Origin of the sequence: Idiomarina aminovorans, assembly GCF_023155095.1 — a bacterium.
GTDB lineage: Bacteria > Pseudomonadota > Gammaproteobacteria > Enterobacterales > Alteromonadaceae > Idiomarina > Idiomarina aminovorans.
In genome coordinates this window covers 85,419-99,312 of the sequence record NZ_JAKNDA010000006.1, presented here as the reverse complement: position 1 = coordinate 99,312, position 13,894 = coordinate 85,419, and the positions used below count along the sequence as shown (strand labels likewise).

General features: G+C 43.6%; 13 protein-coding genes and 1 tRNA gene. 9 read left to right on the top strand and 5 right to left on the bottom strand.

Annotation, left to right across the window (positions count from 1 at the left end):
- The first annotated feature begins 1 nt into the window (after position 1).
- The 3 genes from L8G48_RS11575 to L8G48_RS11565 all read left to right on the top strand — a co-directional run bounded on the left by L8G48_RS11575 (position 2) and on the right by L8G48_RS11565 (position 2,522).
- The gene (locus tag L8G48_RS11575) at positions 2-1,561 is read left to right on the top strand and encodes a serine hydrolase (RefSeq protein WP_248264771.1); all 1,560 of its coding nucleotides are present in this window, start codon (positions 2-4) and stop codon (positions 1,559-1,561) included.
- A gap of 382 nt (positions 1,562-1,943) precedes the next feature.
- Positions 1,944-2,270 carry a helix-turn-helix transcriptional regulator gene (locus tag L8G48_RS11570; protein WP_248264770.1) on the top strand — a complete coding sequence of 109 codons (327 nt, stop codon included), beginning with the start codon at positions 1,944-1,946 and terminating at the stop codon, positions 2,268-2,270.
- 175 nt (positions 2,271-2,445) lie between these two features.
- Positions 2,446-2,522: transfer RNA gene (locus L8G48_RS11565), tRNA-Arg, on the top strand.
- A gap of 247 nt (positions 2,523-2,769) precedes the next feature.
- Here the strand turns inward: L8G48_RS11565 and L8G48_RS11560 are convergent.
- Genes L8G48_RS11560 through L8G48_RS11550 form a run of 3 tightly spaced genes read right to left on the bottom strand, consistent with a single transcriptional unit; the run spans position 2,770 to position 6,816 of the window.
- Positions 2,770-4,926 carry a helicase-related protein gene (locus L8G48_RS11560; RefSeq protein ID WP_248264769.1) on the bottom strand — a complete coding sequence of 719 codons (2,157 nt, stop codon included), beginning with the start codon at positions 4,924-4,926 and terminating at the stop codon, positions 2,770-2,772.
- On the bottom strand, positions 4,926-6,581 hold the full coding sequence (locus L8G48_RS11555) for a dsDNA nuclease domain-containing protein (protein WP_248264768.1): 1,656 nt from the start codon (positions 6,579-6,581) through the stop codon (positions 4,926-4,928). Before L8G48_RS11555 ends, L8G48_RS11560 begins: the two co-directional genes overlap by 1 nt.
- A gap of 31 nt (positions 6,582-6,612) precedes the next feature.
- Positions 6,613-6,816, bottom strand: a complete 204-nt coding sequence (locus tag L8G48_RS11550) for a helix-turn-helix domain-containing protein (protein WP_248264767.1) — start codon at positions 6,814-6,816, stop codon at positions 6,613-6,615.
- 145 nt (positions 6,817-6,961) lie between these two features.
- Here L8G48_RS11550 and L8G48_RS11545 point away from each other — a divergent pair, with 145 nt between their 5' ends.
- The 6 genes from L8G48_RS11545 (at position 6,962) to L8G48_RS11520 (ending at position 11,889) form a co-directional block, all read left to right on the top strand.
- A complete protein-coding gene (locus L8G48_RS11545; RefSeq protein ID WP_248264766.1) occupies positions 6,962-7,201 on the top strand; it encodes a hypothetical protein in 240 nt (79 codons plus the stop codon).
- Positions 7,194-8,372 (top strand): tyrosine-type recombinase/integrase, encoded by a 1,179-nt coding sequence (locus tag L8G48_RS11540; RefSeq protein ID WP_248264765.1) that lies wholly within the window; start codon positions 7,194-7,196, stop codon positions 8,370-8,372. Before L8G48_RS11545 ends, L8G48_RS11540 begins: the two co-directional genes overlap by 8 nt.
- 52 nt (positions 8,373-8,424) lie before the next feature.
- The gene (locus tag L8G48_RS11535; protein ID WP_248264764.1) at positions 8,425-9,357 is read left to right on the top strand and encodes a hypothetical protein; all 933 of its coding nucleotides are present in this window, start codon (positions 8,425-8,427) and stop codon (positions 9,355-9,357) included.
- 40 nt (positions 9,358-9,397) lie between these two features.
- Positions 9,398-9,925 carry a DNA-binding protein gene (locus L8G48_RS11530; protein ID WP_248264763.1) on the top strand — a complete coding sequence of 176 codons (528 nt, stop codon included), beginning with the start codon at positions 9,398-9,400 and terminating at the stop codon, positions 9,923-9,925.
- Between the two features lie 31 nt (positions 9,926-9,956).
- Positions 9,957-10,487, top strand: a complete 531-nt coding sequence (locus tag L8G48_RS11525; RefSeq protein ID WP_248264762.1) for a hypothetical protein — start codon at positions 9,957-9,959, stop codon at positions 10,485-10,487.
- 439 nt (positions 10,488-10,926) lie between these two features.
- Positions 10,927-11,889 (top strand): DUF4350 domain-containing protein, encoded by a 963-nt coding sequence (locus L8G48_RS11520; protein WP_248264761.1) that lies wholly within the window; start codon positions 10,927-10,929, stop codon positions 11,887-11,889.
- A gap of 665 nt (positions 11,890-12,554) precedes the next feature.
- Here the strand turns inward: L8G48_RS11520 and L8G48_RS11515 are convergent.
- The gene (locus L8G48_RS11515) at positions 12,555-12,956 is read right to left on the bottom strand and encodes a hypothetical protein (RefSeq protein ID WP_248264760.1); all 402 of its coding nucleotides are present in this window, start codon (positions 12,954-12,956) and stop codon (positions 12,555-12,557) included.
- On the bottom strand, positions 12,953-13,885 hold the full coding sequence (locus L8G48_RS11510) for a zinc dependent phospholipase C family protein (RefSeq protein WP_248264759.1): 933 nt from the start codon (positions 13,883-13,885) through the stop codon (positions 12,953-12,955). Before L8G48_RS11510 ends, L8G48_RS11515 begins: the two co-directional genes overlap by 4 nt.
- Positions 13,886-13,894 lie beyond the last annotated feature (9 nt).

The following is a 13,894-nucleotide window of genomic DNA, read 5'->3' as shown; positions in this document are numbered from 1 at the left end:
AATGAAGTCACTATTTCGGATATTCAGTTCGGTGTCACTTAGCGCAATGTTGCTGGTTGGTAGTCCAGTCTGGGCACAGAGCGCGGAAAGTATTCGTAAAACCGCAGAAGAAACACTGGATGCTTTTAATATTCCCGGGCTTGCCGTCGTTGCGGTAAAGGACGGCGAGGTAATTTTAGCCGAAGGCTTCGGAGTGCGTGATATAGAAAGTGGTGAGCCGGTCAATGCCAACACCTTGTTCGGTATTGCTTCCAATACTAAAGCTTTTACTGCCGCTGCTATGGCTACTCTGGTCGAGCAGGGAAAACTGAACTGGGATGACAAAGTCGTTGATTACATTCCCGAGTTTCGTTTAGCTGACCCGGCTATTACTCAATCGCTGACTCTCCGCGATATCTTGAGTCATCGCTCAGGGCTGGGGTTGGGAGCCGGTGACTTAATGATCTGGCCAAACACCGATAAGTCGACCAGCGACATTCTCGCCGGGCTGGCGCATGTACCCATTGATCACGGTTTGCGAGAGCATTTTGCTTATAACAACCTAATGTTCGTAACGGCCGGTGAAGTTATCCACCGGGTTACGGGCATGCCTTACAGAGAATATGTTGAGAAAACCTTTTTTCAGCCTCTGAATATGGACGAGAGTGTTATTGGCTTTTCGTACATACCGGAAACTAATGACAACGTTGCGGTAGGCACTATTGAGATGGGTAGTGAGCTGCACCGGTTCCCACTCGACTTTCTTGAGGATTTTGGCGCCGCTGGCGCTACCGCAGCAAGCGTAGACGACTTAAGCAACTGGCTTATAGCTCAATTGCAGGGTGGTGTGAGCCCTTCGGGTGAGCGTCTTTTTTCTGAAGCCTCTCAGCAGGCCATGTGGCAATTAACCACGCCTTTGAGCACCTCGCCTGAGGCCGCCGAGCAGGGGACTTATTTTGGCGGTTACGGCATGGGCTGGTTCGTAAAGGACTACCAGGGCGTAAAAAGGGTGTATCACGGCGGCGGTATTCTGGGCATGTTGTCATTAACGACGCTTATACCGGAAAAGAACTTTGGCATGGTGGTATTGAGCAACCAGCAGGCTTTTGGTGGCTTAACGGCAATTACCGAAGAAGCGTTAGAGGATTTACTGAACTTGCCTGACCGTGACTGGGTGCAGGAAGAGCAGGAAAAATATCAGGCGTTTATGGACGAGAAAGCGGAATTTACTTTAGAAACGCCGGAAGAAATAAGAGCCGCTTTACCGCTTAAACACTACGCCGGAACCTATAATGACGCCTGGTACGGCGATGTGAACATTAACTATAAGCAGAACAAACTGCACATTAACTTCACTCACACTCCTATGCTGCAAGGCACATTAGAGCATTATAATAACGACACCTTTATTGTGCGCTGGAATGAACCTTTGCTTGAGGCCGATGCCTTTATTGATTTTGATGTGAGCCGAAATAATGAAGTGAAGAGTGCGGTAATGGAAGCTGTTGCACCGTTTACTGACTTTAGCTTTGACTTTCACAACCTGAACTTGAAAAAGCAAAAGCAGGGAACCGCCAATTAAAATAACAGGCAGTCAGAATGCTCTGGCTGCCTGTTTTCAAAGGCTTCTAGCTCTTACTCAATTCGTCATCGAGTTGCGTTGCCCGTTGAAAAGCAGGACATTTTTCATCTCGCCGTTTTCATAATTCAGCACCTTGGTGGTGTAAGGCGCGCCATTTCTTTGCATACGACGGACAATTCGGCTCCGCGACTCAGGATTCGTGTAGAAAACAATTTCTTTGGTGTTTTTTGCATAAGTGAGCCTCTTTATTATGGGTTTTACTTCCGTTTAGAACTATTGCAGTCGCATAGGCGTTAAAATGGCACCAACTTGCACAAACGCTTGGTGTGGATAAGCGCACGGTCAGGCGTTACGTACGTTTCGATTAGATAAGTTAACCGAAGTGACACTGCTTAAAACCACCTTTGAAAGGCCAACAAACTACAATGCGGCTGATCAGTTCAAGCAAAGCCTTTGCACTATGCAAGGCAACCTGAAAGTTCGTGTTCTATTACATACCGATTTAGATACCGCGACCCGTGAACTCAGCTCAAATGCCAATATTGTAAAGCAGGAAGGTAGGTCGATATATATTGAAACCATGGTCGACAGCACCTACTGGTTCGGCTGGTGGCTGTCGCGCCTGCCTTTCGACTTTACCATTCTAAGCCCCGACAGCCTGAAGCAAGCTTTACGTCAGCGCGCCGAGGACCTTCTCAGTTACTGCTAGCGTCGCGGATTGTGGCTTCAGCACTGGACATTGCGGCAGATATTCCCTAAAATCCACGCCTGCTCTGAATACTCCTAACTACGCACCCGTAGCTCAGCTGGATAGAGCGCTGCCCTCCGGAGGCAGAGGTCATTCGGTAAATAGGCACAGTGGTTAGAAGTCAAAAATTGGAAATGCGCCCGTAGCTCAGCTGGATAGAGCGCCGCCCTCCGGAGGCGGAGGTCACAGGTTCGACTCCTGTCGGGCGCGCCATTTCTCTGGTCTGCAGCGATTTTCTTCCTCTGGTATTCGTTCTAAACTCTTCTCTTTGATGTTTTTCTTGCGTGACCGTTAGCTGTTGTGACTGATTTTGGGTTGGATCAGGGCTGTGTCCATTCTGTGTCCAGATTGTGGCCTGAGATTTTACAATCGTACTAAAAAGCATTGAGTTTGACCTTTGCCTCAATCGAATCAAGTACAATGCTTTTTACCTATCATTTATCTCGAAGAGCGAAAAAACTTATGATAGTGCAAGTTTAATAAACATATGATCTATAGAATTTAGGTTATCAAAAAACCTATAGTTGATACGTAGGTATCTCGATAGAACCTCTATACTGCACTCACTCAAACGTTCGCTAACTAGTTTTTCTAAGGTTTCTACAGCTATCCCCATTTCTTCCATAGCCGAAAATATGGAAGGCAGGTGTGAATTTTCAAAGATATGAATTAAATAGCCGAAGTCAGCCTTAACTTCTAACTCAAAATTCTCTGCTCTATAATTTATAAGATCTTGAAAAAGCATTAATGCTCTAGGAACTGAATGCTTAAATATATTCCTAACAACTTTTAGTTCTTTATCTGTAGCCTCGGAGCGTAGGTCTAATCCGTCCCTGCTTTGATATATATAATCTATCCGCTCCTTAATATATTGAGTATGCGAAGGTGCGTATATATACCAAGCCAACCGATGTCTCAGTTCTTGATTGTCTAAGTAATGATAGCTTAACCTTTGAAGCGCACCATATTCTACCATTTTTATAAACTGGGTAAGCAAATCCAAAACTCGGCTGTCGGGATTCTTTTTAGTCGAAAGAGCTTTCAACTCAATAATCCCTAGTTCACAGACCCACTTAAATGCTTCTTCAATGGTAGTGATGTCATATGATGCGTGATTTCGAATTACTTCAACGGGCACATCGGACGATGAGGTATACCGGCTGAGAGATTCTTTACTAATCTCTGTTAGATGTTCGCTTTGCATACCCGCAATTAAGTTAAGAGGAGTATCTATATTTTGTTGACCGAGCGGTAAATCAACGATGTTGGCCGTAGGAGATTTACTGGGAACACCCTCCAGACAATACACGTTCCCTACTAAATACTGATTCATTCTACCCGCGCGACCAGAAATATTTTTTCGAGTGAAATCATCAAGAGAGGCAGTAGATCGCTTATTGTCGTAGATTACTACGTTCTCAGCAGCCGTATTAACTCCCTCTATCAGCGTAGATGTGCATATTAGATATTTAACTTTCTTACTGTTAAAAAGCTCAACACTTTTCTGCTGTAAAGCTCTAGGCAAAGTTCCGTGATGCACAGCAATGCCACGGGCGAGTGCTCTTGAATAACACCAGTCTCTGCCATATAACTCATCTAACCAAGCATTATACGCTTCAAGTTCTGGGGAGCCGCTGGTAGTGGGTAAACGGTTAAGGAATGTTACGACCTGATCAATTGACTTCTGTGATTTACAATAAATTATTGTTTGTCCCTGGTGCTCTCTCATTATATTAGTTAACGATTTATTTTTAGCTTCAATGTTGTTTGGCTTTATATTATATTCGTGAACGTTCAGTGCGACAGTATTAAATTCAGAAGGGATAAATATATATTCTTGTTCCAAACTTTCCATACCTCTAAACCCATCTATATACGGACCGATCATATAGAACTGTTTAGAGACTGATAGAAGTCTACTTAATGCAATATTGAGTGCGATTACGCGAGACTTATCTTCTTTGCTATAAGCGAGTTTATAGAATTCATCTAATATAAATAAGTCGATATTACGTAGATCTTTTCTTTCATTAACTCGTTCTTGGGTAAGAACGTATATGGCGTTCTTTTTTCGCTTCTCTTGGGAACCATGATGAATAACTTGAAAAGCATGGCCGAAGGAATTTTGAATGCGCCGTCTTGTTTCATCAATAAGCGCTATGGTTGGAACGACTATGACCACTGTACTAAACTTGTTACTTGCTATGAGAGAGTCAACAATAGCGCTTTTCCCCATGCTGGTAGGGGCGCTGAGAACGACATTTCGTCCTGAAATCAGAAGATTATAAATTCTTGATTGCATTGAGTGAAAGATAAATTTCGGGTCAACCTCACTTTGGTGTAAAGACACGAGCAGGTCTAATTCCGACATTTCGCTAAATGCAAAGTACTTCTTTAAATAAGGGAATAAACCGGCTTTACGGACTAGGCTTTTTAAGATATCACTATGCTTTTCAAATCTTTCAAAATCATTTAAAGCTCGGATAACAAATTCACGACCCATAGATTTATGGATAGGTGATGACAGATATTCATTTGCGTTTTTTAGATATTTAAATGGGGTTAATGAACCGCCTTTAACATTTTCTAGACACTCCTTTGCACTTCTCTCCAACATTACAACTCTCCCATATTATTTGAAACTAATTTTTTAAGGGCTTCTATTGAAGGTATGGGGTATAGATATACCGATATATTGAGAGACTCAAAGAACTGGTCATGTCTAGTTAAAGTGTTGATAAGCTCTTCGAAGTGGGATATAACTTCAGCTTTAAGATTCGTAACATAGTCATTGGCCATATCTTTACTATTACATCGTAAAATATCAGTTTCGTAGCCTAGAAAGAAAGCAAACTTAAAACGAGAAAGGTGCTCGTCTAGAGAAGTGTTAGGGCTTAATATATCATCAATATCATGCTTCAGTAGGTAACCATCTTCTTTGTCTTCTAGAATTTTTTCATTCCTAGAACTAAATGCTTTTGATTCTAATAAAGCGTCAAAACTGTTTACTATGCTAGTTATGGAAGCAGGGATATCCTTATCAATCAGATAACTAAAGCCCATCAATAGAACGTCCGGCTGATGATCGTTAAGTATTATATGGATATTATCAAATGAACTGGTATCGTCATCATCAATATATAGGTGTGCCGGAATTGGTTGAGAATTGTGCTGAGTCCGTATTGTTGAATGAAGTAAAACCTTGGTAATTAGATCTTCTATGGCAGATAAACTTTGACTCTTTCTTGCAGTGTATAATCTTATTTTTTCTTCAAGCTTTTCCGTAGACTGATCGGCGATTTCGTTAGGACGGAGCAATACTTCGGGTAGCCACTTTATGATTCCGTTAGATATAGCATCATATTTATACTTATTTCGGTGATAATTTCCTTTAAGACCCCTACAATGTTTATGTCCATCGAAATCATATCTAGTATCATCTTCTAAAAATGTACTAAGAATAGCACTCAACTTTTTCTGATCAACTGTATATATTTTTACGTGAGGATTTGAGTCTGTTCCGTAATGCTCTATTTCTCCTTTGAACCAAGAAGTAAAGTCTTCTCTATTATATGTTTTGTTATCTGAACTTCTAAGAACAATAGAAGTTGCACTTTTCTTTATTAAGTTCGTAAGTAAGTCATTAAGTATTCGCTCAGGGTGACGGGTAGGGTCTAAATATATACCGTAATATTCATAGGCGATTGTTAATATCAGCTTAGACGCTTGTAATTCAATATAATCAATAGATGGAATAACAACCCATTGAGCATGGTCTAGCCAATACTCAACGTCGTTTCCATTGTCAGATTCGTACCTCTTAAGTTTGGCTTTTAAAGACTTGAGAAGGGCGTCCCTGCCGTCAATTTTTGAGCGTTCATTAAAGGGGCATTTTAGATATGATAGTTTCTTGGCAACGTCGCGTGGACTGACTATACAAAAATATCCTGGCAAATCATCCGAATCACAATCCAATGACTTATGAATAATTGAATCTTTATTGTATATTTTTCTTTTTCCACCAGCTTTAGCCGGTTTCGAGCTCACTTCAGTTACTTCGCCCAACTGCCACGATTTGTCTGCAGCTGTTGTTTTCACTTGTATATACTCAATACGATCGTTGTAAACTATGTCTATGTCATCAGAAACTTCACACCGAATTGCGATAACATTTTTATCATACAGCATCTTGAGCGCATACAAAGCGGCTACATAGTCTTGATATAAAAAACCTTTCTTAGCACCGATACCACCACTATCTGATTTAGACATAGCAATCCTTGTGATTTTCTTTGGGTGACTTTTAAATATCAACAACCTCAAAAAGCTCTCCGACCTCACAATCGAAATACCGACAAAGCGCTTCCAAGGCAGCAAAATCAATCCGCTGAGCTGTCTCTTTATACAACAATGTCACGGTATTGCGATTCAATCCAGTATCGCGTGCAACGTCCATTATCTTGAGTTTTCGCTCGCCCATCATCCGCGCTAAATGACACTTAATCATGACTGCCTCTTAAGAAATGTCATCTTAAATGACAAAAAAACATTGCAAATGATATTTTGCGTGCTAATATGTCATTCAGGATGGCAATTTGAAGTTTAGAAATACGTTATGCCATTCAGTGTATCAACCAACTAAGGAGTTTGCCATGTTAAATAACATGACGCTTTTAACGACAGCTGAACTGGCTGAAAGGATTAAATACGATCCCCGGACCATTCGAGAACAGCTTAAAGATTCAGTGCTGCATGAGGGCATCCATTACATCCGCCCATTCGGTGGCAGAAAAATCTTATTTTTGTGGGAGGCGATTCAGCGCGATATAGGTCAGGATTCATCTGACTCGCTTGCTATTCCAATGGCAAAAGGAGGGCTCGCTCATGGGTAGTATCAATTCACGTCCGGAAACTGGGAAGTTATTTATCGACTTCCGTTACCGAGGCAAACGTTGCCGCGAACAAACATCCCTCGTAGATACGAAGGAAAATCGAAAGCGGGTTCAGAAGTTGCTCGACCGGATTGAAGCGGAAATCACTCTGGGCACGTTTGATTATGCCAAGCACTTTCCTGGCAGTTCCAAGGCGCAGCAGTTCAAAGAAATGCAGGTGCGGAGCCGGCATTTGGACACGCCACTTTTTAGTGACTTTGCCGAAGTCTGGTTCAGTGAAATGTTGATCCAGTGGCGTAAGTCGCACTCCGACACAGTACGAAGAACACTGAACGGATATTTGCTGCCTGCGTTTGGAGAAAAGGAAGTTGGCCGCATCACCAAAGCGGAGATACTTGAGTTTCGGGCCTCACTCGCCAAAGTTACGTCCCGAAGCAACAAGCCGTTATCTGCGTCGCGGATAAACCATATCATAACGCCATTGCGCATGATTTTGAATGAAGCAGCCAACCGCTACAATTTTAGCTCACCTTACCAGGGAATTAAATCGCTAAAGGTGCCGCGCACGGATGTTGAGCCATTCACGATAGATGAGGTTCGTCTCATTATCGAAAAGGTACGTCCCGATTTTCGGGATTACTACACGGTGCGGTTTTTTACCGGCATGCGAACAGCGGAAATCGATGGACTTCAGTGGGACGCGGTTGATTTTGACCGTCGGCAAATTATGGTGCGCAGCACTATCGTTAATGGCGAAGTTCAAAGTACCAAAAACGATGGGTCGTTTCGCGCTATTGATATGAGCCAGTTGGTATTTGATGCATTGAAACATCAATACGAAGCAACCGGTGACCGTCAGTACGTGTTTTGCACCCGTAACGGCTCGCCGTTGTCGCACAACAACGTGACCAAACGTGTCTGGTATCCACTGCTTCGACATTTGGGTTTACGTAAACGTCGACCTTATCAAACTCGTCATACCGCAGCCACGCTATGGCTGGCGGCGGGGGAGAGTCCTGAGTGGATTGCCCGACAGATGGGTCACTCAACCACAGAAATGCTGTTTCGGGTGTACTCACGCTACGTGCCAAACCTTACGCGTCAGGACGGCTCAGCGTTTGAGCGTCTTCTCAAATCCAACTTCAACGACTTTAAACCCGACGCAGAGTGAGTACACGTTCACTCCGTCACGTTACCGATTTAAATATTCCTGGAGAGTTATTATGAACAACGTTGCAATCACCACCATCAAGAACACCATTCAACCGCTGCTAGTCGATGCGAATGAGCACATGCGCTTTACCGGACGCTACTATTTATGCGAAGTGGAGTACGTGAATACGTCCGAGGCGCAGGAGCGCTGCAAACTGACGTTATCTGACAGCTCAGGTACGTTAGAAGTGTATGCACGGTACGAGCAGCTGCGCGACGAAGCGATATTAGTAGACGCTATGGTTCACGTTGAAGTTGCTAAGTCGCTTCTTGGCGAGCAAAGCGTTCGCGTCTGTAAATTGCTGGCCTGCGCCGATGACTGCGACGCCATTGGTACATCACTCGCATCGCTGCCGATCGCTAAGTGCCCACGCACTGACATTTTTAAAGCGCTGCTTGTGATGGAGAGCCGCATTCAGTCGGGGGTCATGAAAGAGTTTCTCTGTGACGTGCTGTTACAGAAAAACGTGGCGGCCGCTTATCTAGAATGCCCCGCAACGCTTAACGGGCACCACAGTTACGGGGCAGGGCTGCTTGAATATTCCATTGATGTCGCCTGGAATATCCTGGGTGTGCAAACGTTTAAACCCATTGAGCGCGATACCGCCATTGTTGCTGCGCTTTTACATGATATCGGTAAGACACAAACCCTGACCAATCAACAGTTACCAACCCGGTTGGGATGTCGCGTTGACTCGTCACATTTAACACTCGAGCTCTGCGCTACCGCATTGAAGAAGCTTGATGCAAAAGCGCCGCTGATGGCAGAGCGTTTAAGAGAAGCCTGGGTAGCACTTATCCCGGATACAGCGTCACCGGCGGATAAAAAAACGTTACTGATTGACGTGTTAGAGCGCTCAAAGCATTTCAGTATTGAGGGTGAGCAGTCCATGGCCTTTTTGGCTGATGCGGAAATGGGCGTGCCCATTACAGCCAATCATTAATTTCTTTAATTTAATTAATTTCGTTAAAGAGGAATGACCTATGGCACGTCACCCAGAAGTCAGCGAGCAGCAAATCATTGATGCCGGTTTAGCACTGGAGAAGCGAGGAAAGCGCCCGAATGCGGGCGCCATTCGTGTCCAGTTGGGCGATAGGGGCGGTCTGGCCCGCATAAAATCCATCTGGGACAGCTATGAAAATCAACGCGACGAGCCGTTGTACCCAACGACCCGCAGCGACTTGTCGTTTGATGTGCTACCCAGCGCTTACGCTGATGAAGCTGAGCTACTTATCGAGAAGGTATCGCAGGCCATGAAGCATATGGCCATTGCCGCCTATGGCGATGCGCAAAGCCTGTTTGAGCGTCGCCTCAAAAGTATCGAAGCAAATCACGCGGCATCTATCGCACATTATCAGGAAAGCGAGCAATCAGCGGTGGATTGCGTTGAAAAGTTCGAAGACGAGCTTGATGAGATACAGGCTGAGCGGGACGCGCTGGCGGAGCAAAATGCCAAGTTAATGATTGAGAACGCGGAGCTTCGCGGGAGGCTCGACGCATCTAAAGAATAGTTCACGTTAAAGAATCTAAAGAGAGGTATATATGACCATTAAAACCGTTAGTTTTGTCGGTTTAGCGCCCGATAGCCTTTTAGAGGACGCCGAGATAGAAATACAAAGTCAGTTACACCATACCGATGGCGAGCTGTTTTTATATCGTAAGCCAACATTCAAGGGGTACAACTTACTGAGACCCTCAGCTGAGGTGCAGGGGCTGCTCCAGTGTTTCGCATCGGTAGGGTGCGTCTGCTCTGAATACCGACTGGCTTATTCGCTATTGCCCGAGAACATCGACAAATGGCCGTTAAAGTCTGAAGACCTGGCTTTCTATTACGCATTTAGAGCTGCCGAAGCGCGTATTAATCTTGAATACGATGAGCGCGTGTCTGACCTTTTCAAGGCATTTGAATTCAGCTCGGAATTTACTCGTTATCGCTACATGGTGAACGACTTCATCCGTCAATACGCAGGCTCTCGTAACATCTCAGCGGACATTATCTGGCACTTTAATTACCTGTCGGAGCACGATGATAAAGACCAGGTGTTTTCAGAGAATATGAGTTTGGACAGTTGAAACTTGCGCTGAGAATAGCAAATGCTACTTACCAAAGGCAGGGCTAGCATTCAAACTAGCCCTTAATCTATCTTCTAATTCTTACAGCCATTTCTGTTGCACGTAACTGGCGCAGTCGTATTGGTCCAGTGTGACGGTTTTACGTTGGTGTCTTCTCCACATCCTGTTGTCCCACCTTTGTGTCCCTTGTGGACGACGCTCTCACCTGATTCGGGTGTATGTCTAACAGCCATAGAATACTCCTTTTCTTGTTTGCCGATATTGGCTATTTAAAGCGTAGGCTAAAACTCACATGATGCCATTTTTAAAGAGTGGGAAAGGTCGGCAAAGTGCCAAGAGCGGATGTCTAAAGTGTCTTTTATGGTAATCTCAAGAGATTAAGCAGCATCTGAGCGTCTGGCATTTTTTGGGAGCCTCAGTTTCCCAAAAGGAATTGTAAATGAATCTATTATCTAAGCTTATCTTTCTGTGTTTGGTTTTGGCAATTTCAGCATGCTCTGAAAGCTCGCAGCAAGCTGACCCTGACTTTCAACCCCGTGGTAATAAAACCAGTATGACCTCAGATGCGAACACGGTGGTTGTCGTTGATGAGGCACACAATAACTTTCTTACCATTTCAGGTCGATATAAACCTTTCGAGCAAGTTTTGTCGAACAATGGTTATAAGGTCAGGTCGAACACTAGAAGTTTCACATCAGATCGTTTGAATAAAGCCGATATTCTAGTGATTGCCAATGCGCTAGATCGTAATAGGAGTGACTGGCAACCACCGTTTGGCCGTGCATTAGATGATGACGAGGTTGATAATATCAAAAAGTGGGTTAGTGATGGAGGTTCACTTTTTTTAATCGCTGACCACACACCGTTTCCAAAAGTTGTCGAAAATCTCGCACTCGCCTTCGGTTTCGAATTTAGTAATGGGCATGTTGGGTCTTATGTATTTCGGAGTGCAGATAACACTCTCGCTGATCATCCTATTACAACCGGTGCGAGCAATAATTCGTCACGAGAGCCACTTATGCCTGTGCCTACGAAAGCGTTGAATGAGAAGAGCCCATCTTTCGGTCAAGTAACGCAAGTAAAGACCTTTGGCGGGTCTGCATTCAAAGCTCCTGATGAAGCAACGTCATTGTTAACAATTGGACAGGGTGCTGTGTCTATAGAGCCGCTCATACCATTTCAGGTTACTTCTTCTACACCTCGAATATCAATGAACGGTTGGAGCCAAGGAGCCGTTCTAAAGTTCGAAAAAGGTCGTGTAGCCGTATTCTCTGAGGGTATGATGTTTTCGTCACAACTGGATCTTAAAACAGGTAAGAAATATGGTTTAAGAGCAGTTGGTGCTGAGCAAAACGAGCAATTCCTAATCAATATTATCTTTTGGCTTTCGAGTACCGATTAATCGCGAAAGGAGCTAGTTTTCACGGTTTTAATCGATAAAAAAACACCAGATTAAGTCTGCTGTTCGTTCATTTGAGCTGCCATACTTAAACTTCCTTTCGAAATCACGCCAGAACGGACGCTTTATTTAATTAGCGAAAGGATCAGTAAACTTTCGATATAAGTTTACAGCACTTCGTTTACCATCTATCGTTTTACTGCTCTTTTTTCAAAAGGATACGTTCGTGAGACAACTTCTTTTAAGAACCGTAAAAGTAGGTATCTTTTTAAACCTACCTCCATTACTAATGTCACTTATGGCTTTCCTTAAATTAGATATCTTCCCTATAATTTTTTCAGCATTGTTGTGGGCGAACATCCCACTTCAGTATGTTGGTACGGCATCACTCTTCAATCAAAGTCAGATAACTTTTAACGAGTGGGGAGTGAGTCAAGCATCCCCTGTGGTTTGGTTCTCTATAGTATTGTTTTGGTTGCTTGTGGCTGCGCTGGCTAGCTACATAAGTTTGCTAAGAATAAGTAGAGACTAGGTAAGTGCCCATCTGAAAACCGGGGTCCGCTCATCGCTCACAGCAGACTGAAATTTGACACCAAATATACTTAGCTACGGGCTACACCATGAGAAAGAGTTAATGGCAACGACCACATCATTTTGCTTAATTCACCTCAATTACAAACTTTAAAAGCATTGCTAGATAAAGCACATGTCGGACGTTCACCACACTCAAAAACCTTTTCAACTTTTGCTGTACATCCAGCGTCCTCAATAATGAGCGAGTCTCCCTCGCACATCAGCATCACCACATTGTCGTCTTCAAAGTATGATTTAACGTTAAAATTATCGAGAATAGCTCGGTAGTCTTCGTCTGTACTTGCGACTTGATCAATAACTTCGTCATTGCTCAGGCCTTCTACATCCTCGAGCGCATATTTAAAATTCACTTTTTGCACGAAATCAGAAAAATGAGAGGCAGTTTCATAACGATTTTCTGTATCGCATAAAGTCTGATTTTCAGCTGCGCAAGCATTAGTAATTAATAAAGCTAAGATAATCAGTAATAGTTTCATGATACGTTCTCCCATAAGGTCTGCTTATCTGAGTCTCTATCGACACCGTTATCTAAATTCCAGTGTTTGAACATACTGGTATCTCCGTCATCAAATACCGCAGCGGCCAAAAATTCCCAATACGTCCGGACATTACCAACTGCCAAGTCAAATATTTCATCGTAATCTTTATTGCTAACTGGAGTTTTCAAATTGCGGATATAAGTAAAGTCGACTTCTTCCCGCAAGGGATAACCACTGCCAGAGCCCACTGCAACATGCCGCGCCCATTCAAAAAGTTTGTGCGTTTCTTTAGCCGTGCCAGTAATTTTTCTAAAGCCATCGTGCCAACTTTCAATATTCGGCGGAGACTGTTCGAACTTTTCTGGGTATACCTCTCTGAGTGCGGCCGACCAAACTTTTTGAATAGTGGGATTAAATTTTCCATTGGCGTCGTACTTGGTTAAATTCTCAGCAATACGCTCACAATAACCTGGTTCACCCAGCCCCGTCCTTTCAAACCAGATGTAGGTATCTTGATTCATTTCGCAAACTCGATGCGCTTTTTCATTACCCTCATAAGGGCCAACTTTACACTCGACCACCGGATGAATCGTCACATCAGCGATAACATGCGAAATGTACCCAGCTAACCACGGAAAAACGAACAGCTTATTTTCGTCACTTAGCGCCTTTGTATTTTTAATAAGAGCTTCGACAATTCGTTTTGTGTCGCCGAGATGCATATAGTCAGCCCATTCGGTTTGTTCGTTACGGCCAAACAGCGTTAAGGTCAAATATGGATAATCTGGACTAACAGAGCCCAGCTCAATAAGTTCTAAATGACTTCCTAGTTGTGCTTTAACATTAGCAGCCATATTTAAGTTTTTGATTGCTTTAAACTCTTTTGCAACATTAGCAATACTTAAGTGAGCGAATGCACCTGGCATAATTGCCTC

Coding starts and splice junctions, on each gene's coding strand:
- L8G48_RS11575 (WP_248264771.1), top strand. CDS start 2: ATGAAGTCACTATTTCGGATATTCAGTTCGGTGTCACTTAGCGCAATG.
- L8G48_RS11560 (WP_248264769.1), bottom strand. CDS start 4,926: ATGTTGGAGAGAAGTGCAAAGGAGTGTCTAGAAAATGTTAAAGGCGGT.
- L8G48_RS11555 (WP_248264768.1), bottom strand. CDS start 6,581: ATGTCTAAATCAGATAGTGGTGGTATCGGTGCTAAGAAAGGTTTTTTA.
- L8G48_RS11550 (WP_248264767.1), bottom strand. CDS start 6,816: ATGATTAAGTGTCATTTAGCGCGGATGATGGGCGAGCGAAAACTCAAG.
- L8G48_RS11545 (WP_248264766.1), top strand. CDS start 6,962: ATGTTAAATAACATGACGCTTTTAACGACAGCTGAACTGGCTGAAAGG.
- L8G48_RS11540 (WP_248264765.1), top strand. CDS start 7,194: ATGGGTAGTATCAATTCACGTCCGGAAACTGGGAAGTTATTTATCGAC.
- L8G48_RS11535 (WP_248264764.1), top strand. CDS start 8,425: ATGAACAACGTTGCAATCACCACCATCAAGAACACCATTCAACCGCTG.
- L8G48_RS11530 (WP_248264763.1), top strand. CDS start 9,398: ATGGCACGTCACCCAGAAGTCAGCGAGCAGCAAATCATTGATGCCGGT.
- L8G48_RS11525 (WP_248264762.1), top strand. CDS start 9,957: ATGACCATTAAAACCGTTAGTTTTGTCGGTTTAGCGCCCGATAGCCTT.
- L8G48_RS11520 (WP_248264761.1), top strand. CDS start 10,927: ATGAATCTATTATCTAAGCTTATCTTTCTGTGTTTGGTTTTGGCAATT.
- L8G48_RS11515 (WP_248264760.1), bottom strand. CDS start 12,956: ATGAAACTATTACTGATTATCTTAGCTTTATTAATTACTAATGCTTGC.
- L8G48_RS11510 (WP_248264759.1), bottom strand. CDS start 13,885: ATGCCAGGTGCATTCGCTCACTTAAGTATTGCTAATGTTGCAAAAGAG.